We start from the raw sequence: 21,988 nt of genomic DNA on the forward strand, positions 1-21,988 counted from the left end.
TAGGTATATGAAAAAAGTATTTGTATTCGTAAGCATTTTCTTTTGTTGTTTCCTTTATAACGTGATGGAAGGGTTTGCTGCTAGTCCAATGAAACCTAGTTTTGAAGTGAAGTTATTATTAAAGCCAGAACAAGTATTAGGTTATAACAAAGAGATGAAGCAAGAGGTACTAGAACATTTCCAAGCTGGTACAAATGATGAAAGAATACAAGTGCAATTTTTAGATACGGCGAATAAAAGTTTAAGTAACGAAGGTTGGTTTGCGAGAATTCGAAAGAAAGAATTTAGTAAAGATTTTGAGCTAACATATAAAAAAAGATATCCTATTCAAAATGGTGTAATTCAAGATGCACTAGAAGTAGCTAAAAAAGAAGGATTTGATAGTAAAACGGATAGTTATGAGGCGGAAATAGATTGGGGATTTGGGAAGAAAACGTTAAGTATTTCAAATAAGAAAAGTTACAGTGCGAAAGGATATGGGGTACTTGATTTACCAAATGAACAAGCTTCTCAAAATATGTTAATAGAAAAGTTACCAGGGAAAATGAACAAATGGTTGTATACGAATTGGGGAGAAGAAATGTTAAGGGATTCTCATATTTACGGTCCTGTATTAATGAAACGATATACAGGTGAATTTGAAAATATAAAAACGAATATTGAAATTTGGCCATTAAGTAATACTGGGAAGATAGAAGATGACTTCGTAATAGAAGTGTCGTTTAAAACAAATGAGGAAAGTATTGCGACAAAACAAAGAGAATTATTAATGGCGAGTATAGAGAAAAAAGGATGGTTGTTACCGAAAGATAGTTTGAAGACAGAGCTTATTTTTCAGTAAATGAGAAAAAAGGAATCCATATTTCGTGGATTCCTTTTTCTAATATATGAGTATTAAGCTAAGTCAGCTGACACGAACATATCACTATTTTGAAGATTTTTAGAGCGTAAACTATAAGCAACTACCTTCTTTTTATGTTGTTTTACAACATCAACATGCTCCTCGTGACTATAAATATAAAATGTAAAATCCTTTTTGCCACGTTTTGCATTAATAATTAAAGGAGTGCCTTCATTGTGAGGCGGTGCATAATAGCGATCTAAAAATAAACCTTCATTAAAATCATGAATGATTTGAGACTTTTTTTCGTCTTCTACGCTCTTCCCATTAATAGTAATAGTCACATTCTCTTCTTCAAGTTGTGGATGTGTTTCGTACTTGCTAATAATGGATTCAATAACAGTGTTAGGAAGGCTAGAAACGATAATTTTAAATGCCCCAAATACAACTAACATTACAATAAACCAAGTCGTCATAGTATATCATCCCCTTTATTCTATTTAATAATATAACTCATATGGTAATAGTACATATGGTGAAGTTTTGTATAATTTGTGAAAAATATGCCATTTTTACGAACGAAATGTTAGAAAAATCAATTTTGTTACAAAAAGTTGAAATCGAAGTATTTTAAAAGAAAAAGGTTTATAATAAAAATATAACTAATAACCACATTACTAATTATAAGGAAGTGTAACTATGAGTACTGTAGCAATCGTGTATGGTATTATTCTTTCTACAATTATTGTTTTATTTTTCGTTGGAGTTTCACGTTATATTCATAAATGGAAAGAAGGCGTTGCGAAATTAAATCATATTGAAGAAGAACTTAGTGATTTAATGTTACATCATGGTAAGTAAAAGAGTTATTATTTAACTAAACAATGTGAAGGATATCACAAAACATGCTTTCCTAATGAAAGCATGTTTTTTTATTATGTGCTGAATAGGCACATATCATCTATTTTTTCCATACGATACATCGTTAAGTACAAAATGTTAGGAGCGGAAAAGAGGGATGATATGAGTACGTCAGGTTATGTTCCAGATAATAAAAATTTAAAGAAAAGCTCAGGAACTCCAAACCTTTTCTTTGATTCAAGAAAAAATGTCTTTTTTAAAAGGGATGAGAAAAACGTTGCATATGAAGTTACTTCAACGCAGTTACCAGCAATGATTGGAGGAGCATTTGTTGATTTATTTATGACGAAGGGACATATGCGAGAACCGCATTGGCATCCGAATGCATGGGAATTAGATGTTGTTGTATCAGGAGAAGCAGTTACATCCATTTTAAATCCTGAAACGAATCAATTGCAAAATTATCATGTAAAAGCGGGGCAAACAGTCTTTATTCCAATGGGATGGTGGCATTGGATCACAGCCATAACAGAAGAAGTACAATTACATTTGTTCTTCAATAACGATCAGTTTGAAACAGCAGAAGGATCAGACATACTTAGATTAACACCACCAGAAGTATTTCAAGCTGCATACGGTGTAAGTGCAGAGAAATTAGAGAAGGACCTTTCGCCAATTAAGGAGTCAGTTGTAATTGGTCCACCTAACTCCAAACGGCTAAAAGATGTTAAAGAAAGTGACGACTCAAATATAGTCGTTACGTTAAATGGACAAATAACTTCATGTGAAATAGAGTAACTCTTTCTTTTTTAGGAAGAGTTATTCTGTTTTGTATAATTTTGTAATTCAATTCGTTATAATAATTATATAGAAGGGAATGTATCTGGCATTAACGGGCAGTAAAACTCCCACCTTAAAATTCGGCTGGAGCGAAGATGTTAGGTGAGAGTCGGGCTGCCCGTAAACGCCGATTGGTTCAACTAATAATCAGTGGGGGATGAACACCCCCACTGATTATAGTTTCACTTTATTAGAGGGGGTATATTGTGAATATATTTAAGATTATAGGAATTGTTGCAGGAGTGATTCTAGTAGCTGTTATAGCTTTCTTTGTCATTATGAAGTACTATTTGTCAAAAGAAGATCCTGATTACGTATTAAAGTACATAAAAGAACATAAAGACGATGAAACATGTTCATTATTTATTAAAAGAAATGGAGAAGTATTAACTTCTATAAATGCCAATAAAAAATTACCATTGGCGAGTACGGCGAAAATCGTAATAGCAGTTGAATTTGCTAAGCAAGTATCAGAAGGGAAAATAAGTCGAGATGAACAAATTTCATTGCAGGAGCTAGAAAAATATTACGTTAAAAACACTGATGGTGGAGCGCATCCTAACTGGTTAGAAGATGCTAAAGCGAGAGAGTTAGTGAAAAATGGACAAATCGCTTTGGAAGAAGTCGCTAAAGGGATGATTCATTATAGTTCGAATGCAAATACAACATATTTGTTAGAAAAGCTTGGAATAGAAAGAGTAAATGAAAGTATAAAAGAGTTAGAGCTTACTAGTCATGACAAGTTCTCTTCGTATACTGCTTCACTATATATGAGAGGGTATGTAGAAAAAGAGCTTCATGAGCCAGAAAATCAATCTTTAGAAACGATACGTAACATGTCAAAGGATGAGTATAATAAACATGTGTTACAAATACATGAATGGATGAAAGATGAAGAAGAATGGAAAAAACGGGATATCCCATTAAAGGTAGATATGGAATTTCAGCGAATTTGGTCAGATCGATTAGTGGGTGCAAACGCTAAAGATTATATGAGTATAATGGGGAAAATAAATAGTAGAAATTATTTTCCAAAATCAATGCAAGATGAAATTGAGAATATTTTTAACGGAACAGTTAAAAATAGTAAGTTTGAATACGCTGGACAAAAGGGTGGTTCTACCGCATTCGTATTGACAAAAAGTTTGTATACTACGGATAAAAACGGCAATAAGGTGGAAGTTGTAATTATGTTTAACGATATAGATAATCAAGTTGCATATCAAAAACTTAGAAGTAACATAGATTATTTTATTCAAGATTTTATAACAAGTAAGGAATTTAGAAATAAATTATAATGAAATAATTTTATTATGTAAACAAAAGAGTGCTTTTTAAAAAGCACTCTTTTCTATAAATGATACAGGATTTTCTAATTATGCCATTGAATATAGATTGAAAATAAGAAAGGAAGTTGAAGAATGACGACAATATATTTCGTTCGCCATGCCCACTCAACATATACAAAAGAAGAACGTGAACGGCCTTTATCTGAAAAGGGACACTGTGATGCAGAAAATGTAACACGCTTATTAAAAGATGGGCATATTGATGTTGTGATCTCTAGCCCGTACAAAAGAGCAATTCAAACTGTACAAGGAATTGCGAATACATATAATGTATCGATACAAATAGAAGAAGATTTACGGGAAAGGTTATTAAGTTCAGAGCCACTAGAAGATTTTAATGATGCTATTGAGAATGTGTGGGAAGATTGGACTTTTGCATACGAAGGCGGAGAATCAAATAATGTAGCACAAAAGCGTGCTATATTATGCATGCAAAATATATTGGAAAAATATAAAGGGAAGAATATTGTAATAGGTACTCATGGGAATATTATGGTGTTACTTATGAATTATTTTGATTCGAAATATGATTTTCAGTTTTGGAAAACAATTCAAATGCCTGACGTGTACAAATTAACTTTTGATAATAATCGTTTCATTTCTGCTGAAAGAATAGAGGAAGCAGGTCATCGGATAAATATTTTGTAAAAGTTTATCAAAAAAAGAGGAAAGAGAGAAGTTATTGTAGAAGTATGACTTTGTAACATAAAAAATATATGTTAAAGGAGGCTGTTTACATGTTTGAGAAAGAGAAAGAAGGGCTTATTGAAGTTCACAACGTATATGAAATTGCACCAGCAGATGGAACAATTATTGGTATGGCAACGGAAGAAGAAATGGAAATTGCTGCTGAGCTAGAGTTACAGTACTGTGCCCATTCTCGTTTGTTAGAAGCAAATATTCAGTTAGACGGTTCCTCCTATAAAGAGTTACTTCAGGAGTTCCAGGAGTATGAAAGAAAATCGATGAACTTTTGGCGAGCATTACATAAACGTTTAGCTGTGCCATGGGCATGGGTACTACGTATTGATGTTGCGAATGGTCCTATATATGTAAGCAATGGGTATTCGTATTATGAAGAAATTGATGATGAAGAAGATTATGAATAGATAAGTAAGGAAGCAGCTTTAGTTGCTTCCTTTTTTTGTGTGTAATGAGTGAATAGCTTCAATGATAATATCTGGTCGATCATTTTCTATTCCGTGACTAGCATGTTCAGCTAGAATATATTGACTGTTTATAGAGAGGTGAAATTGTTCACGAATTAGTTTTTGCCACGTCGATTCAAGTTGTGTTGCTTCCTCTTTTGGCATGCCGCCCTCAATCATTTGAGTAATAGAATAATGAGGATCTCTACCGATAACGATTAATGGTATTTCTAATATTATATCCAGCTCTTTTATTGAACGAGCACAGTTTTTCCACTCGGATAGTTCAGAAACCGTCGCTTTATATAATGAGGGTGATGTAGAGAATTCTATATAATGTTTTGGTTTGTTGACGAGCATAGGTTTTTGTTCATTATAAAGTGTGTCGACATCCATTTTGGAGTACGTATTATATTTTTGAAGCCACATATCATCAGAATCAGTTTGATCAGAAATCGGTAAATGAAGTTCGTCTAATCGGTGTAAGTTCATGGAAGTAGAATCAACTAAAAGAAGTGCTTGTAGCCTATCTTCATGTAACATCGCAAAATGTTGTGCACATAATCCTCCATAGGAATGACCGATTAGAATGATTGGCTCATGAATATATAGTTTGTCTAGTAACATATGTAGTTCTTTTGCTACTTGTATCGTAGTACGCGGATACATTCCCAACTCACTTTTTCCGTAACCTGGGCGATGGTATGAAACGACTGTAAAGTGCTCGGAAAGCTTTTTCATAATGGGAAGCCAATCATAAAAGGAGCAAGTCATTCCAGTTTGAATGACTATAGTTTGTTTACTACTTCCTTTTATATATACTTCTATATTTTGTCCCAATATCTCTACAAATTTATGAATAATAATTCCTCCTAAGTTTGAAATAATTTTTGGCAAGCAAAAACGATACACCAAGCACCTATACCGAGTAGGACAGATGTACTAAGTGCAAATGAATTTTTTAAACTAATATAGACGATAAATAGTAGTAGTGCTGATGCAGGAAATCCATATAATACACCTAAAGCAAATTGACTCAATTCTTGTTTGTTGCCACCTTCGAAAGAAATCCAAAATAGACTAAGTAAACTGACAAGAGGAAGGGCAGCGATAAAGCCGCCTATCGTACTATAATGTTTAGCGACTTCAGTAATGATACCGATAATAAGTGCCGAAACGATAACTTTAACGAGGAAATGCATATTTTGCCTCCTTCGCTAATAAAGAAAAGGCTTTTTCAATTAATTGTTGTTCTTCTTTTGATAACTGTGATTCTAATATTTTTATCTTTTCTTTATCTAGTAAAGTATGCTTTTCTAATACTTCCATTCCTTCGGTTGTTAATGTAAGATTTACGACCCTTTCATCTTGTTTATTTCTCTCTTTAAGGAGGAAATCCTTTTGAATAAGGCGCTTTACGTGTTCAGATGCTGTGTTATGAGAGAGACTAAGCTCAGAAGCAACTTTTCCAATTGTTATATTTTTCTCACGGGAAACGATTTGTAAAATACGAATTGCTTGGTGGGAAAGGTTGTCCTCATATTCACATCGTAAGTGATAATAAATGCTCTCCCAATGTTGATTGATGTCTTTCATAATAATAAATCCCCCTGTTTTTATATCGTATAATAAGATATATTCGTTAATACAGAAATAAAATCCTTTTATTTGGATAAAAAATATTGAAAAAGTTTATTTTTATTGAAATATAAGGTAATCTATGTGTAAAGGTATACATTTAGCAAGAGAGAGGATGATAGCTGTGAATACATTTAAATGGATTAGTCATGAACAGATGTATGTAGATGAAATACATGTTGAAAAATGTGGTCCTCTTTCAGTCGGCGTATACGGTGGAAACCAAGAAAGTGATGCATATGAAAGAGGAGATGCGGTGCTTGCTTGGTGGGATCCTGAATTACAATTTGAATTTGTTATGATTTTTGATACACATCATAAAACGAAAAATATCCATTATATAATAGAAGCAATTTCAGAAAGAAAAGAGAAACTAAAAGAATTATTTTCATACCCAATACATTTAGCTTTTCATCATACACATATGTACTTATTAGCGTTATTCACAGATGAGTTATTTATTGAAAAATGTGATCAAAATGATGAAGAACTTGCATGTTTAATTTGTTTGCGAAAAGGCGAGTTCTTATATTGGCTATCAGTTGGTGATTGTTTCGCATACTTATTCCATTCTGAGCAAACGAAGAATGGAAAAGGACGATTAAATAAACGGAAGAATTACGAATATATTGGCAGGAAAAATATTTTCGCAGCAAATACACCTTGTTTTACTTCAGGTGTGAGGGGATTAGAAAAAGGTACGAATCACATTGTAATGGCAACGGACGGTATTTTAGAGTGTGATAAACGAAGGTTTGATGATGATCAATCTTTAGTAGAAATATTACACGACGGAAATAGCTTACAAATTGAGCCGGTATTAACAAATGTACTGCAGTGGAAAGGTAGAGATTGTGCCACGATTATCGGATGGTCTATCGATACTGAAAATAAACAATGCGCTAATTAATAACAAAAAGGAGTTCAAGGTTTGTTGTCCTTGAACTCCTTTTTGTTAAGCAATATGAATATGATACGTTTTCAACCATTCATTTACTTGTAGCATATACTCCATAGCACTCCTCGCTTCAAAAGTGTTAATCTCTTTATTACTTTGATCAGCAATTGAAAGTAGAATGGAATGGTTAATGAGTGAGAAAATAGGATTGTTTTTATTACTACACATATCAAGTGTTAAATTACGAATCGTTTGTAAGTAGTGTGGGTCTTGTGAAGTTGGATAAGCGCTTTTTCTTCTATTTCGTATATCGTCAGGTAAAGCTGGTTTTAGTGCTCTACGTAAAATGCCTTTTTCAATATTATCAATACTTTTTATGTTGAAAGGAACGTTCCATAAATATTCAACTAATCTATAATCGCAAAACGGCACACGAACTTCAAATCCTACAGACATGCTCATACGGTCTTTACGATCAAGTAAGAACGGGAGAAATCTCGTTAAAAATAAATAAAACATTTGGCGTTGTTTCGCGGATTTTTTACTTTCCCCTTCAAGAGTAGGTACTTCAAGAACTGCTTCATGGAATCGTGTATGAATATAATGCTCAGGATTACATTGCTTTGATACGTCGTTTAATAATAGAGAAGATGTGTTTTTCCAGTTTGTTAACCACGGAAACTTATCTACATATAATAGTTCTTCTTGATGAAACCAAGGATACCCACCGAATACTTCATCGGCAGATTCCCCGGATAAAGCTACAGTTGCATCTTTTTTCATTTCGCAAAATAGTAAATATAGTGAAGTTTCCATTTCGCCTGCACTTGGTAAGTCTTTCGCATGAAGGGGAACGAATAAGTGATTTGCTAATTCTTCAGCATTCACAATAATGTCATGATGCGACGTCCCTACATGTTCAGAAACACGTTTTACCCAAGGAGCATCTAGACCAGTTCGAGCAAATGTCAGTTCGAAATCTTTCGCGCTATTTAAAAAGTCGATTGAATATGTGTGAAGTGTTTTGTGTTCCTCTGCAAATTCTTTCCCCGCAAGTGCAGTAATACCACTAGAATCTAATCCGCCTGATAACATACAAACGAGCGGAACATCGGCAATTAATTGTCTTTTTACTGTATCTTGTAAAATAGATAAAATATGAGAAGATGTATCTTCTATAGAGTCTATATGGATCTTACTTTCTAAGTTCCAATACTTCGTAACTACTTTTTTATCACGTGTAAATGTTATAGAATGTCCAGCACGTACTTCTTGAATATGCTTAAACACACCACATCCTGGAGTTCGAAATAACCCTAATCCAAATATTTCATTTATTCCATCCGTATCAATTTCAGCAGGGACAGATGGATGCGCTAATAATGCTTTAATTTCAGATCCGAAAATAATACTTTCATTTCTTTCTGTATAAAAAAGTGGTTTTACACCTAAATGATCGCGTGCTAAAAACAATTGTTGTTTCTGATCATCCCATAAGGCGAAAGCGAAAATTCCATTTAAATGTTGTACGCAGTCTTCTTTCCATTCTAAATAAGCATGTAGTAACACTTCTGTATCTGAATGAGTTTCAAATGTATGTCCACATTTTTGAAGTTGCTCTCTCAGCTCACGGAAATTATAAATTTCTCCATTATAAGTAAGAGCATACGTATAATCACCAGTACGGAATGTTTTTGGTTGTGTCCCGCCTTCTGGATCAATTACAATTAATCGCCGGTGTGCAAAGGCCGCACGTGGTGAAAACCAAAATCCTTCAGCATCAGGACCACGATGCTGAATACTATTTGCCATCTTTTCTAAAATACCATGTTCATTGGAAAGATCCTTATTCCAATTTACCCAACCTGTAATTCCACACATACACATCTCATCTCCTAATTTAAAATGTTAAAAAGTAGATTAATGAAATAAAATGTACACTAAGTTAAAAAATAGCTATATAAATAGTGTACTACATTAATTAAAAGGCAGACTTGAGAAAATTTTCTTGTAATACATAGTTATGTGAGACAATGGCTTAGGGAAAGTATTCCATAACATACAAAAAATAAAAAAAGATGAGAGAAAATATTTTGTAAGACGTTATATAGGGTGTAAAAGCTTTTACAAAAAAATAAGGGGAATCGCTACATGAAATCAAATGAGAAAAATTTTATAAAAAGATTACAACGGCAAAAAGAAGATGCACTAGAATTCGTTGTCGATACATACTTACCACTCATAAAAGGAATCACGCACAAAGTTCTTCTTCCGGTTCAAAATGATGGACTCATAGAGGAATGTGTAAACGATATATTTCTTTCCATTTGGAATAACGCAAATAAATTTCACGGAGAGCCGAGTGACTTTAAAAAATGGATAGCGGCAATTGCGAAATTTAAGGCGATTGATTATTACCGGAAAGCAACTAAAAAAGTAGAAATTGGTTCAGATGAGTTTCATATCAGTACGGAAAGGTCAGCTGAAGACGAACTAATCGTTATGGAAGATAGAGAAGAATTAATGCAGCTTATTAATCAATTAGAACCGTTAAATCAAAAGGTATTCATTATGAAATATCTCCTCGGTATGAAGACAGAGGAAATCGGAGAGAAATTAGGATTAACCAGGGCGGCAATAGATAATCGTGTGTACCGTGGAAAAAAGAAACTACAACAAAATGCTACGAAAATTAGTTTTGGAGGTAGTGCAATATGAAAGACATTTATGAACTATTAAATGATATTGATATAGATGAAAAAGAACTTGAGGAAATTGAGGCTTCTGAAATTGAAAAAGAAAAAGTGAAGCGCAATGTAAAACAATCGATACGTACGAAGAAAAAGATGAAAAGTTGGAAAAAGGGTGTCGCTGCTGCATCTATTTTAGTCGGCGTATCGGTTGCCATGCTAGGCATAGGATTTCCTACATACGCTGGAGGACTACCAATAGTAGGGGACATATTCCGATTTTTAGATAATGGTAGAACAGGGCTATATGAAAATTATAAAGAGTTTTCGACTGAATTGAATATGACGAGAGAGAGTAATGGGGTTAAGGTTATAATTAATGATGTAATTTCTGATGGCAGAACATTATCTATAACGTATTCACTGGAAAGTGAGCAAGACTTAGGGGATGATCCTATTATATTAGGCGGATTGGATATAATGGACGCCCATGGTAGTTCAGGAAGTGGGAAAATGACTAAAGTTACTGAAAAAAAGTATGTAGGTATGGTAACAACGACGCACCATGATAGTAATAAAAAGGACAAAGTAAATTTTAGATGGAATATAGAGGGAATAGAGATGCCAGATAGGGAAAAATCAATACAAGGTAATTGGAATTTCGCGTTAACTGTAAAATCAATGGATAGTAAAGAGAGAACAATTGGTGAAAGTTCGGAAAAAGAAGGTATAAAGGCAAATATGGAAAAGGTCGCAATGTCGCCGGTTTCGTTTATTCTTTATTACAATCAAGAAGTTTCTAAGGGTGCGAGGAAAGAATGGGATAGTGTAGATGTTGAATTGACGGTTAAGGATGATCTAGGGAATGATTATTCGGGTGAAGGAAATGGAGGAAGTGGCAACGATCCTTACAATATTCGATGGAGTGCTACATTTCAAAAATTGAACGAAAATGCAACAAAGCTTATCGTTACACCTCGCGTACACTTACGAGTTCATACACCTGAAAATCATGGTGGAGTGGAGTATGTGAATGGAAAAGAGAAGAAAATTGAAGTGCCGAAAAAAGAAGCGAAGAGTAAAGATATTGTTCTAGATGATATCGTAATTGATTTAAAGAAATAAAAGAGAGACTGCCTAAAAACATTAGGCAGTCTCTTTTTCGTTAAAAACTAGTTACGAGTAAAGCATACGGATGCTGCGTTTTATACTCATCTTTCCACGGAATGTTTAGTTGTTCCCACGATTCGCCGCTATCATTGGATTGAAAGACGCCATTGTTATTTAAAGTGTAAAACGTATGTGGTTCTGCTGGATTTGTCGCAAACATCGAAATAACTGTACCGATTGCAGACGATAGTCCTTGCTGTACTTGCTTAAAAGGAGTATCTTTCGTTTTTCGATATATATAAGATTCATAAGGAATACGGTGATGAGCGAGATCGGCACTTGGCGCAGCAGAAACGAGAACAGTATCGCAATCAGCTGGATCGATAGCCATGCTGTATAAATAATGATGCTCAAGTCCTTCACTACATGAGATCCAGCTGTTTCCGCTGTTATAACTTTCAAGATAGGCACGATCAGGTCCGCCCATAAATCCGTCACCACATGATGCATAAAGGCGATTGGGGGCTTCGGGGTGCATGAGTAATTGATGGGCGTCGATAGGAGCACCGAATTTTTTATCAATCCATGTATGCCCTTTATCGTTACTTTGAATTACAGCACCAGCTTCGATTGAAACGTGAATTGTATTGGGATTGTTTGGATCAACTGTAATCCAGCGTACGTGATGAGTAAAAGGTCTAGGCGGGAAAGCCCACGTATAAGAAGATAATAATGATTTCATATTTTTAAGTTCCGTCCACGTTTCACCACCGTTTTCTGAACGGAATAAAGCACTCGGTTCAGTCCCTACATAAACGACTCCATATCCGCTAACTTGTTCATTAGGGCTTATCGTTATAGAAGTGATAGAGGAGTGTAAAATACCATCATCTTTAGGGAAATCAAAGTAACGATAGGAATCCCCAATTGGTCTCCACGAATCTCCGCCATCGTCGCTTAACCATAAACCTCGTCCAAATGTTCCGCAATATATGCGATTTTGTTGGAACGGATCAACGGCAATACAGGTAGGTTGCATATTTTGCAAGTGACAAGTCGTTTCGTAGTTACCATCTTGTTCTTTCACTACAACAAGTTCACGCTCCATACAGAGAAATAAACGTTTCATTTTCGTAACCTCCTTAAAATTTCTTTCAATAGTAAACAATATGAAAATAAAAAAGAAGTAGTCTTGTTTTTATTTGAGAAAAAGGGATTGTTTAAAAAGTAGCGAAGTGTGTATACAGAGGAAGCGGGGTTTACGGGCGGTCAATTCGGGATAAAGATGGGGAGTTTGTTTCATACTAACATACAGATATGGCACTTAAAGGAGTATAAGTATGGGACATTCACATGATCACGGGCATTCTAAAAATAAAAAGGCGTTACTACTTGCATTCTTACTAACAACAAGCTTTATGGTTGCTGAAGTTATTGGCGGATTTGTAACAAATAGTTTAGCACTATTATCTGACGCGGGGCATATGTTAAGTGATGCAGTATCCTTGGCTTTAAGTTTACTTGCGTTTAAGCTTGGAGAAAAAGCAGCGACGACTGCAAAAACATACGGGTATAAGCGCGTCGAAATGTTAGCGGCATTATGTAACGGTGTCGTTCTTATCGTCATTTCTATATACATTTTTATTGAAGCAATTCGTCGTTTTAAAGAACCAGTTGAGATTGCTAGTAATGGGATGCTCATTATTGCTGTACTTGGTTTGCTTATTAATATTTTATCAGCTTGGATATTAATGAGAGGCGGAGATGTGAAAGGTAATTTGAACTTAAGAAGTGCTTTCTTACACGTACTAGGTGATCTATTAGGGTCAGTTGGAGCGATTATTGCTGCGTTACTTATTAAATTTTTCGGATGGAATGTTGCAGACGCAATTGCTAGTATTCTTGTGTCTATTTTAGTCATTATTAGTGGGTGGCGTGTAACACGTGATACAGTCCATATATTAATGGAAGGTGCACCGCAGCACATAGATATGGATGAGGTGAAAAATACATTATTAACGATTGCGATTGTAAAAGAAGTTCATGATTTGCACATATGGTCTGTCACATCGGATTTTCAAGTATTAACTTGCCACCTGATTATAAAAGGTAATGAAACGCAAAGTGTATTAAAAGAGGCTACGGATGTATTAAAGGAGAAGTTTCATGTAGAACATGTCACTATCCAAGTAGAAATAGAAGGTGAGTTTTATCATAGCGAGACAACTTGCAAAGTATGAAAGAAAAAGGATCAGAAAAAGTGTCATAACATTTTTCGCAGGGCATACATATATATAATGTGGCCACAAATACTTTGTAAGGTAAATATTTCATAAGATTACTTTACTTATTAAGAATCATCTTTTATAATCAAAAGTGGTAATTGATAAAGATTATCATTTTCAATGATCGTAGAAAGGAGTTTTTTAAAAGATGAGTAGTCAACTCCGTTTTGCTGTTGAAAATCGTAAGAGGCATTTAATTGATGAGTTAATTGGAGCAGGGGTGTTTAAGATTCGCGACAGACAATTATACGAGCTATCTTTAGAGGAATTGGAAAAAGAGTACGAAGATATTGAATATTACGCGAATATTCAGGCATAGCATATAGATTAGTAAAGAGGGAGCTGGTTACACTTTTGTGTAACCAGCTTTCTTATTCTTTCATAGAAATCATTTTTTGTATTTCTTTCATGGGACGGAGCCAGTTTTGAGCCATCATTTGTTCCATTTGTTTTTCGTCCTGCTTTTGAAGTGCTTGAATGATAGAGTGATGTTCTTTAATAGATTGACTTGCAGGCACAAAGTTTTGGAAAAACAAATATTCAAGTCGTAAAACGTGAAGCTGCATATTTTCTAGAAAAGGTTCAATATATCGGTTTTTAGCAATAGAAGTAATTGTATTGTGAAATTGTATATCTAGTTTTAAAGCTTTTTTTGAATCTTTTTCATGTATAGATTGTTGAAAAGTATCATTTATCTCGGAAAGTAGTTTAATATCAGCATCTGTAACTTTTTGAAGTGCTTGTTTTCCTATAATTGAGTGAAGACCGGCCAGCGTCTCATAAATGATAGATACGTCTTCTAATTTAATAGGAGCAATTTTCGTTTTTTGACCGGGAATCATTTCTACTAGCCCAGAAAGCTCTAAAATTTGTAAAGCTTCTCTAACTGGTGTTCTGCTTACACCTAGTGCTTCCGCCAATTCCCCATCATTAATTTTTTCATCTGGTTGTAATACACCTTCTATAATCCAATCTTGTAGTTGGGTTAAAACGAGTGACTTTGCGGAAACTCTTCCAGGTTTTTTATAATTTTGAGGGACAGGCATAAATAATTCAATCCTTTCATTGTATGTTTTGTTTTTTTCTACTCATAAGTTTTAGCTTCGGTTTTCCTTCATCCGGCTTTTGGCTTAATATAAGCACCATTACAATGACACAAAAAGCACCTAATAACTGAAAAGATTGAAACGGTACGTGCAAAATAAGTACGGAAGAAATAATAGCTGCGAGCGGCTCTGTACAACCAAATAACGTTGTTTCTTTCGGCGTAAGGTATCTTATACTATCTAAGTACAAATAAAATGCTATGAGTGTCCCGAAAATGACTACAAATGTAATGAGCGGGAGGGTACTTAGTTTTACATACTTTATAGTGGATAATAAAATGAATTCGTTTGTGGAAACAAAGTGTAAAATCGTTACACTAATACCCCCAATAATCATACCCCAGCCAACGATAACAGATGAAGACCACTTTTCTAACAATTTTTTTGAATACAAACTATAAAATGCAAGAGATAGTCCAGATAAAATGCCCCAAATGATAGCTGGTGTAGATACAGCTAAGTTATGCATAGACCCGTTTGTTAATAAGAGAAAAGTCCCTACTAATGAGAGTGTAATTGAAATATAATCAATTTTTGATGGACGAACGTTCCATTTGAAAAGTAAGTATACAGTGATAAATATAGGGGCTAAATATTGTAACAAAGTTGCAACAGCAGCGTTTCCTTCTTTAATAGAGGCGAAGTACGTATACTGTACAGCAAGCATGCCGAAAAGACCGAACAAAATCATTTTACTAGCGTCGGATTTTTGCTTCCAGATGGTAAAAATCTCTTTTTTTCTCGTTCCGAATGATGAGATAATGAGTAGAATAACCCCAGATATAAGCAAACGGATCGTAACTAACCATTCGGTTGAAACATTTTCATATTGAAAAAGTTGTTGCGCAGCTGTTCCGGACAAGCCCCATAAACAAGCACCGATTATGACCATTATAATTCCTTTTAATCGATTTGGATCCATAAGACATATAATCCTCCTTCCAAAAATATATATTGGATACAATATGCAATATATCACAAAAAAGAGCATCAATAAACTGAAACTTCTAATTAAATGAAAAGTTATTAATAATGGAGACGAAATTTTTTTTGTACGTGGTAAAATATTGTAGAGAGGGCGGTATTGAAATGCTAGCAGGATTTTTGGTTTGTTTATTTGTTGGATTACTTATCATTTTTTTAGGGTATCAAATATATGTGAAAAAGAGATTGTTTTTGCTAGCAGGATATCAAGAAGAAACGTTTGTTGGAGATAAAAATAAATTAGCGAAGCTTTCAGGAGTATTTTCCTATATAGTCGGAGTTGCTACTATACTATTACCGTTTGGCTTAGAAAAAATAGGTGATGTAGTTGGTGTCGTATATGCTACCTTAATTGTTTTCGGTACAATGGTGTTTCTTATGAAAGCAAATATGTTAAATAAGAGTACTACAAAGTGAAAAAAGGCTCCATGCTATGGAAGCCTTTTTTCACTTTGTTATGAAGTATAAGTAAAAGCTGGAATAGGATCAACAAAGTTATTCCAATCTTGTTTCATTTCTTTTTCTGTTAATAGACAACTATCTAATGATTGTTCAATTAAAGAACGATCCATGTCAATTCCGATAAATACGAGTTCAGTTATTCGATCTCCATATTGTTCATCCCAGTTTTTCAATACTTCGGGTTCTTCTGTAATGATTTGATTTTTTTCCGCCTCAGGTAATGCCGCTATCCATTCACCAGCACCTTGAATTGTAATAGAGGAACCAGCTTGTGATAGAAGCCCTATCATAGTATTACGAGAGGCGAGCCAGAAAAATCCTTTCGCTCTTACAACATCTAATGGCCATTTTCCTAGCCAATTCATAAGGCGTTCAGGATGAAAAGGATATTTACGACGGTACACAAAGGAATGAATACCGTATTCTTCCGTTTCAGGTGTATGATGGTCACTATTTAATTCTTGCATCCAGCCAGCCGATTGACTGGCCTCTTCATAATTAAATAAATTTGTGTTTAAAACTTCTTGCAATGGTACTTTGCTAAATGAAGATTCAATAACCTTGGCGCTAGGATTTAATTTCTTTAGTAAATGATGGAGTTCTATCACATCTTCTTTTTCTAGTAGGTCTATCTTATTAAGAATAATTACATTTGCAAACTCAATTTGATCTATTAATAAATCAATAACTTCCCGAGTATCAGTTTCATCGATTGCCTGTTTTCGGTCTAGCAAACTTTCTCCATCTGCAAAATCATCCCAAAATCTATGTGCATCTACAACTGTAACCATCGTATCGAGGTGACAATTTTTCGTTAAATCAATGTTAAGAACTTCATCTGTATAAGTAAAGGTTTGGGCAACTGGAATAGGCTCACTTATACCAGAAGATTCAATAATAATATAGTCAATATCACCATTTTCAACAAGACGATTCACTTCTATCATTAAATCTTCTCGTAGTGTACAACAAATACAACCATTTTGAATTTCTACTAGTTTTTCCTCTGTGCGTGAAAAACCACCTTTTTTTATAAGGGACGCATCAATGTTTACTTCGCTCATATCATTAACGATAACAGCTACTTTTAAGTTGTTCTTATTAGTCAAAATGTGATGTAGTAAGGTAGTTTTTCCAGATCCTAAAAAACCACTTAATACAGTGATAGGTACTTTTTTCATGAAATAATCTCTCCTTCAAATCGTAATCATTACGTTTTATAATAAATGATGGGAAAGGAAAAATCAATAATAAATCATAATGATTACGATTTAAGAATAGAAATAGACTATAAAATTTATGCTGTAGTATGAAGCATTTGGACAAGCGCATGTTTACAAATAAATAAAATGGAGGCGAGAAGCTTGGTCTTTAATAGAGTTTCAAAAGAATTAATAGGCATAGCTCTTATCGCTATGTTTCTCTTTTTATTATTTTTTGTAGATTTTACAAGTCTAGTAAATTTGCACAAAAATATGTCGCAAGAATGGTTGAATGTGAATACGGTGTTTTTAAGTATCATTTTTGAAGCAATCCCCTTTATTTTATTAGGGGTAATTGTTTCTTCATTTATTCAAGTGTTTGTGACGGAAGATATGATTCAAAAAATACTGCCGAAATCTCCGATTGTTGCAATGATTCCAGCAGTATTTGTGGGAGTTCTTTTTCCAATGTGTGAATGTGTCATTATACCAATTGTAAGAAGGCTCATTCAAAAGGGGTTACCACTTCATGTAGGCATTGTTATTTTACTGAGTGCACCCATTATGAATCCAGTTGTTCTTTTATCTACTGTATATGCGTTTCAAAAAAATGATTACGTTGTATATGCACGCTTTGGGATAACAATTCTAGTTGCTCTATTCATAGGTCTAATTGTGTATTATCGCTATCGCGAAAGAAATGTTTTAAAAGACATAGAGGTTTCAGTTCAAACAAGCAAAAAAAAGAGTTGGAAAGATGTTATGAATCACACTGTAGATGAGTTTTTTGATACTGGTAAGTATTTATTGATTGGTGCTTTTTTAGCAAGTGTATTTCAAACGTTTTTTGATCGGAATGTACTGGATGCAGTAGCACATAATGAAGTAATTGCTCCCGTTATTATGATGGGATTTGGTTATGTTTTATCAATTTGCTCTGTAGCCGATGCTTTTATAGCGGCATCTTTTGGACATGTTTTCTCGGTAAAGGCACTTCTCGCATTTCTTGTGTTTGGGCCTATGCTTGATATGAAAAATACGTTAATGCTATTTGCGTATTTTCAAAAGAGATTTGTATTCTTTTTGATGGGAATTGTCATTGTATCTGTGTATACCATCGTGCAAATCATAATGTTATAGGAGGTGAGAAAGAATGGAGAAAGAGGAGCAGAAGGCGTATCATCGCTATATACGTGGCATTATTTTAATTGGTTTAGCAATGCTCTTATTTAAACTACTTGTAACAGGGAATATTTATAATTTTATCGCTCCAAAAATGATCAAATTTACGTATATAGCTTTTGTAGTAATTTTAATTTTGGGTACTGTACAAGTTTGGGGAGATGGAAGAGAAAAACAGCATGATTGTAATTGTTGTAAACATCATAAAACATCAAAATCAGGGATAAAAAGTTTCTTTGTATATGTTTTATTTGTTGTTCCGATAGTTAGTGCTTTTCTCTTTGGAAGTGTAACAATTGATGGAAGTTTAGCAGGAAAAAGGGGTATGAATCAAAGTGTACAGGCGAGAAGTATGGAAAGGAACGAAAAAGAGGGGAAACAGGTTAATTTTGATGGGCGAGAAGTATCAGTTGATCCAGAAGAAACATCAAATTTATCAACGACTTATGAAACGGAAGAGCAAGTAGTAAAAAGTATGTTAGGACAGCGTAAACTACAAGTAAAGGATAAGGATTATGTTCAAACAATGAATGTAATTGGTCAAAATGTTAATTGGTTTAAAGGGAAAGAAATTACATTCTTAGGGTTTATATATAAGGATAAAGATGTGACGGGTAATAAAGCAGTAGTGGCTCGATATGGCATAACTTGTTGTATTGCGGATGCATCAGTCTGGGGGATGATTGTCACTGGGCGAAACGTTGAAAAAATTCCAGAAGAAACATGGGTGGAAATAACAGGATTATTAGATGAAACGACATATAAAGGAACAGTCTTTCCACTTGTAAAAGTAAACAAAATCGAGAAAATTAATAAGCCAACTGACCCATATGTATATGATGCTTTACCTCAATAGAAAAGAATAAATTCTTTATATTTTCATGAAATAGAATCATAATCATGACGATAAAAAAATAAAGATAAGAGTAATTTGGTTTGTTAAAAATATGTGTATAAGGAGATATGCAATGAACTGGGTTACTCATAAACCATCGTTTGACTTTGAAAAATTTAGTCCTATTATTCGGTCACAATCTGCGTGGAGTGGGCATTTGAATTTCGCATATGACTTAGTACGATTTGAAAAACCAGCAACTTTAGTTGAGTTAGGTACACATCTAGGTGCTTCCTTCTTCAGTTTTTGTCAGGGAGTAAAAGATGGTGGGTTAACTACAAAATGTTTTGCTGTAGATACTTGGGCTGGAGATGGGCATACAGGTCCATATGGAGAAGGGGTTTTTCAAATAGTAGAAAAAGTTGTGAGTGCTAACTACCTTAATATAGGAAAATTAATTCGGTCTACTTTTGATGATGCTATAGATCAGTTTCAAGATGAAACGATAAATCTTTTGCATATTGATGGCTATCATACGTATGAAGCTGTTTCTCATGATTATAAAACGTGGTTACCTAAAGTTGCCAAAAACGGTATTGTATTATTTCATGATATTGAAGTGAGAAGTGGTGATTTTGGCGTGTATAAGTTTTGGGATGAGATCAAGGCGAAGCACCCTCATTTTCAGTTTGGACATTCATACGGACTCGGAGTATTATTTCCAAAAGGGTGTAGTGATAAGTTTTCGGAGATACTTAAAAATAAAGAAGAAATACAAAATTTGTATAAATAAAAGTGGAGCATGCATCATTTTAATGATGTGTGCTTTTTTTGGGGAGAAAAATGGTAGTCCTTAAAAGGTGAAGATAATAGTAAAAAATCTTATTGTGGCAAATATTAAAAAAGTTATTCTTAGATTATTCTATCTAAATAAAAATGTAACATTTTTTATATTTTCCATTGCGAAAAGTAACATCTACTTTTACAATAGAAAAGGTGTCCAATATATTATACTGAAAAAATAAATCGAAATAATATGAAAATTTTGTTTTGTCTTCGCTAATTGTATACTACATACATGTAAGACGACATACATCATGTTATCGACTTGTAAGGAGAGAAAAAAATGAAAAGTGTAAGATTACCATCGATACCAGAAATTATCGTTCTTTTAATGCTATTTCTTGCTGTCGTCTTTTCCTTCCAAACGATTTTTGATCTCCCAATTCAATTAGCGCTGTTTATTTCATGGTTTTTAGTTATTGCGCTTGGATTAAGGTTAGGATTTCGTTATCAAGAATTGCAAGATGCAATTACAAAAGGAATTTCTAATGGATTAGAAGCTATTCTTATTTTAGTTGCAGTAGGGGCTTTAATTGGAACATGGATTGCTGGTGGGGTTGTACCAACATTAATTTATTATGGATTAGAATTTATCCACCCAAGCATATTCTTACTGGCAACTTTAATTATTTGTTCTATAACTTCTATTGCGACCGGAACATCATGGGGAACAGTTGGAACAGCTGGTATAGCTATGATGGCGATTGGTGAAGGGCTTGGATTACCACTTCCGCTTGTTGCTGGTGCAGTTCTTTCAGGAGCTTATTTCGGAGATAAATTATCACCACTTTCTGATAGTACAGTTCTTGCAGCTTCTATGGCAAAAGTAGATGTTATTGCTCACGTTCGAGCTATGCTTGTATTAGACGTTCCGGCGTATATTATTACTAGTATTATGTTTACTGTAGCTGGCTGGATGTACGGCGGGGATAATGTAGATTTGAACCGAGTAGAGTTTTTAAAAGAAGCTTTATTAAAGCAATTTGATATTAAAATATGGATGCTTGTTCCAGCGGTCATTGTTATCGTTCTATTAGCAATGAAGAAACCGTCGATGCCAACAATTGCAATGGGAGCTTTAATCGGTGCAATTTGGGCAACTCTTTTCCAAGGGATGAACTTTGGAGAGGCAATTGGAACAGCTTATAATGGATTCTCAATTCAATCTGGTGTTGAGTTTGTCGATAAGTTATTAAACCGTGGTGGAATTAACGGTATGCTTGGCTCAGTAGCCGTTATTATATTTGGCTTAGGTTTTGGTGGATTACTTGAAAAGCTAGGTGTTCTTAAAGTAATCGTATCGAAATTTGAGAAGAAATTAAATTCTGCAGGTAATGTAACGTTGTCTACATTAATCGTTGCATTTTTAGCGAACGTATTTGGTTGTGCGATGTACGTATCACTTATTTTAACGCCGAAAATTATGGAAGATAGCTATGATAAACTAAAAATAGACCGTCGTGTATTAGCACGTAACTCAGAAGTAGGTGGAACGTTAACTTCAGGTATGGTTCCATGGTCGGATAATGGTATTTTTATGGCTGGTATTTTAGGTGTAGCAACGTTATCATATATTCCATTTATGTGGTTAAGTTTTGTATCGTTAATTTTAGCAGTTATTTACGGATATACAGGCAAGTTCATTTGGTATGTAGATGATGCGGATAAAGGAAAGCAAGCATCATAAATGAAAAATCACCTTCTACACATTGTA

26 protein-coding genes are annotated in these 21,988 nt (G+C 34.2%); 17 read left to right on the plus strand and 9 right to left on the minus strand.

The features are described from left to right. Positions 1-7: 7 nt before the first annotated feature. Entirely contained in the window at positions 8-841 is an 834-nt protein-coding gene (locus JDS98_RS05240; RefSeq protein ID WP_000755332.1) for a hypothetical protein, read from the plus strand. 53 nt (positions 842-894) lie between these two features. On the opposite strand, the gene JDS98_RS05245 is transcribed toward JDS98_RS05240, so the two are convergent. Beyond that, positions 895-1,317 (minus strand): YfmQ family protein, encoded by a 423-nt coding sequence (locus tag JDS98_RS05245; RefSeq protein ID WP_097957130.1) that lies wholly within the window; start codon positions 1,315-1,317, stop codon positions 895-897. A gap of 41 nt (positions 1,318-1,358) precedes the next feature. On the opposite strand from JDS98_RS05245, the gene JDS98_RS05250 reads away from it, so the two are divergent. The 6 genes from JDS98_RS05250 (at position 1,359) to JDS98_RS05275 (ending at position 5,000) form a co-directional block, all read left to right on the plus strand. Beyond that, the gene (locus tag JDS98_RS05250) at positions 1,359-1,475 is read left to right on the plus strand and encodes a hypothetical protein (protein ID WP_001987133.1); all 117 of its coding nucleotides are present in this window, start codon (positions 1,359-1,361) and stop codon (positions 1,473-1,475) included. Positions 1,476-1,540: 65 nt separating this feature from the next. Continuing rightward, positions 1,541-1,702 carry a hypothetical protein gene (locus tag JDS98_RS05255; RefSeq protein ID WP_000108701.1) on the plus strand — a complete coding sequence of 54 codons (162 nt, stop codon included), beginning with the start codon at positions 1,541-1,543 and terminating at the stop codon, positions 1,700-1,702. A 162-nt stretch (positions 1,703-1,864) separates the two neighbouring features. Beyond that, a complete protein-coding gene (locus JDS98_RS05260) occupies positions 1,865-2,500 on the plus strand; it encodes a cupin domain-containing protein (protein ID WP_000107762.1) in 636 nt (211 codons plus the stop codon). Positions 2,501-2,748: 248 nt separating this feature from the next. Beyond that, on the plus strand, positions 2,749-3,840 hold the full coding sequence (locus JDS98_RS05265) for a serine hydrolase (RefSeq protein ID WP_199631593.1): 1,092 nt from the start codon (positions 2,749-2,751) through the stop codon (positions 3,838-3,840). A 123-nt stretch (positions 3,841-3,963) separates the two neighbouring features. Further along, complete coding sequence (locus tag JDS98_RS05270) at positions 3,964-4,539, plus strand: histidine phosphatase family protein (protein ID WP_199631594.1); 576 nt, start codon at positions 3,964-3,966, stop codon at positions 4,537-4,539. An 89-nt stretch (positions 4,540-4,628) separates the two neighbouring features. Beyond that, on the plus strand, positions 4,629-5,000 hold the full coding sequence (locus JDS98_RS05275) for a hypothetical protein (protein WP_000461765.1): 372 nt from the start codon (positions 4,629-4,631) through the stop codon (positions 4,998-5,000). A gap of 18 nt (positions 5,001-5,018) precedes the next feature. Here JDS98_RS05275 and JDS98_RS05280 read toward each other — a convergent pair whose 3' ends face one another. The 3 genes from JDS98_RS05280 to JDS98_RS05290 are packed head-to-tail and all read right to left on the minus strand — an operon-like array spanning position 5,019 to position 6,635. Continuing rightward, positions 5,019-5,951 carry an alpha/beta fold hydrolase gene (locus JDS98_RS05280; RefSeq protein WP_199633620.1) on the minus strand — a complete coding sequence of 311 codons (933 nt, stop codon included), beginning with the start codon at positions 5,949-5,951 and terminating at the stop codon, positions 5,019-5,021. Further along, positions 5,912-6,241, minus strand: coding sequence for a DUF3147 family protein (locus JDS98_RS05285; protein ID WP_000545617.1), 330 nt, complete (start codon positions 6,239-6,241; stop codon positions 5,912-5,914). The genes JDS98_RS05280 and JDS98_RS05285 overlap by 40 nt, the downstream gene beginning before the upstream one ends. Next, complete coding sequence (locus JDS98_RS05290; protein ID WP_000651923.1) at positions 6,225-6,635, minus strand: MarR family winged helix-turn-helix transcriptional regulator; 411 nt, start codon at positions 6,633-6,635, stop codon at positions 6,225-6,227. Before JDS98_RS05290 ends, JDS98_RS05285 begins: the two co-directional genes overlap by 17 nt. Before the next feature lie 124 nt (positions 6,636-6,759). On the opposite strand from JDS98_RS05290, the gene JDS98_RS05295 reads away from it, so the two are divergent. Next, positions 6,760-7,587: a PP2C family serine/threonine-protein phosphatase gene (locus JDS98_RS05295; RefSeq protein ID WP_002047737.1), complete on the plus strand. Its 828-nt coding sequence runs from the start codon at positions 6,760-6,762 to the stop codon at positions 7,585-7,587. 45 nt (positions 7,588-7,632) lie between these two features. Here JDS98_RS05295 and asnB read toward each other — a convergent pair whose 3' ends face one another. Continuing rightward, a complete protein-coding gene (asnB, locus tag JDS98_RS05300) occupies positions 7,633-9,456 on the minus strand; it encodes an asparagine synthase (glutamine-hydrolyzing) (protein ID WP_199633621.1) in 1,824 nt (607 codons plus the stop codon). 270 nt (positions 9,457-9,726) lie between these two features. Between asnB and JDS98_RS05305 the strand changes: the two genes are divergently transcribed. Both JDS98_RS05305 and JDS98_RS05310 read left to right on the plus strand, forming a co-directional pair. Further along, the gene (locus tag JDS98_RS05305; RefSeq protein ID WP_199633622.1) at positions 9,727-10,293 is read left to right on the plus strand and encodes a sigma-70 family RNA polymerase sigma factor; all 567 of its coding nucleotides are present in this window, start codon (positions 9,727-9,729) and stop codon (positions 10,291-10,293) included. Beyond that, the gene (locus JDS98_RS05310) at positions 10,290-11,390 is read left to right on the plus strand and encodes a DUF4179 domain-containing protein (protein ID WP_199633623.1); all 1,101 of its coding nucleotides are present in this window, start codon (positions 10,290-10,292) and stop codon (positions 11,388-11,390) included. Before JDS98_RS05305 ends, JDS98_RS05310 begins: the two co-directional genes overlap by 4 nt. A 40-nt stretch (positions 11,391-11,430) precedes the next feature. On the opposite strand, the gene JDS98_RS05315 is transcribed toward JDS98_RS05310, so the two are convergent. Continuing rightward, a complete protein-coding gene (locus tag JDS98_RS05315) occupies positions 11,431-12,504 on the minus strand; it encodes a WD40/YVTN/BNR-like repeat-containing protein (protein ID WP_097957136.1) in 1,074 nt (357 codons plus the stop codon). A gap of 211 nt (positions 12,505-12,715) precedes the next feature. Between JDS98_RS05315 and JDS98_RS05320 the strand changes: the two genes are divergently transcribed. Continuing rightward, the gene (locus JDS98_RS05320; RefSeq protein ID WP_000510053.1) at positions 12,716-13,615 is read left to right on the plus strand and encodes a cation diffusion facilitator family transporter; all 900 of its coding nucleotides are present in this window, start codon (positions 12,716-12,718) and stop codon (positions 13,613-13,615) included. A 193-nt stretch (positions 13,616-13,808) separates the two neighbouring features. After that, a complete protein-coding gene (gene fbpA / locus JDS98_RS05325) occupies positions 13,809-13,979 on the plus strand; it encodes a Fur-regulated basic protein FbpA (protein ID WP_087950267.1) in 171 nt (56 codons plus the stop codon). 52 nt (positions 13,980-14,031) lie between these two features. On the opposite strand, the gene JDS98_RS05330 is transcribed toward fbpA, so the two are convergent. Then, a complete protein-coding gene (locus JDS98_RS05330) occupies positions 14,032-14,706 on the minus strand; it encodes a GntR family transcriptional regulator (protein ID WP_001145066.1) in 675 nt (224 codons plus the stop codon). 16 nt (positions 14,707-14,722) lie between these two features. Continuing rightward, positions 14,723-15,688 (minus strand): DMT family transporter, encoded by a 966-nt coding sequence (locus tag JDS98_RS05335; protein WP_097957137.1) that lies wholly within the window; start codon positions 15,686-15,688, stop codon positions 14,723-14,725. Positions 15,689-15,855: 167 nt separating this feature from the next. Between JDS98_RS05335 and JDS98_RS05340 the strand changes: the two genes are divergently transcribed. Continuing rightward, a complete protein-coding gene (locus JDS98_RS05340) occupies positions 15,856-16,167 on the plus strand; it encodes a DUF3784 domain-containing protein (protein WP_097957139.1) in 312 nt (103 codons plus the stop codon). Between the two features lie 38 nt (positions 16,168-16,205). Here the strand turns inward: JDS98_RS05340 and JDS98_RS05345 are convergent, their stop codons facing one another. Continuing rightward, positions 16,206-17,393: a GTP-binding protein gene (locus JDS98_RS05345; RefSeq protein ID WP_097957140.1), complete on the minus strand. Its 1,188-nt coding sequence runs from the start codon at positions 17,391-17,393 to the stop codon at positions 16,206-16,208. A gap of 168 nt (positions 17,394-17,561) precedes the next feature. Here JDS98_RS05345 and JDS98_RS05350 point away from each other — a divergent pair, with 168 nt between their 5' ends. From JDS98_RS05350 to nhaC, 4 genes are all read left to right on the plus strand, one after another. Next, on the plus strand, positions 17,562-18,554 hold the full coding sequence (locus JDS98_RS05350) for a permease (RefSeq protein WP_176549937.1): 993 nt from the start codon (positions 17,562-17,564) through the stop codon (positions 18,552-18,554). Between the two features lie 13 nt (positions 18,555-18,567). Next, positions 18,568-19,452 carry a TIGR03943 family putative permease subunit gene (locus JDS98_RS05355; RefSeq protein WP_199633624.1) on the plus strand — a complete coding sequence of 295 codons (885 nt, stop codon included), beginning with the start codon at positions 18,568-18,570 and terminating at the stop codon, positions 19,450-19,452. A gap of 112 nt (positions 19,453-19,564) precedes the next feature. After that, positions 19,565-20,224 (plus strand): class I SAM-dependent methyltransferase, encoded by a 660-nt coding sequence (locus tag JDS98_RS05360; RefSeq protein ID WP_001104662.1) that lies wholly within the window; start codon positions 19,565-19,567, stop codon positions 20,222-20,224. A gap of 333 nt (positions 20,225-20,557) precedes the next feature. Continuing rightward, a complete protein-coding gene (gene nhaC, locus JDS98_RS05365) occupies positions 20,558-21,961 on the plus strand; it encodes a Na+/H+ antiporter NhaC (protein ID WP_000843971.1) in 1,404 nt (467 codons plus the stop codon). The last annotated feature ends 27 nt before the right edge of the window (positions 21,962-21,988 follow it).

Source organism: Bacillus cereus group sp. N11 (assembly GCF_016483605.1).
GTDB classification, from domain to species: domain Bacteria; phylum Bacillota; class Bacilli; order Bacillales; family Bacillaceae_G; genus Bacillus_A; species Bacillus_A toyonensis.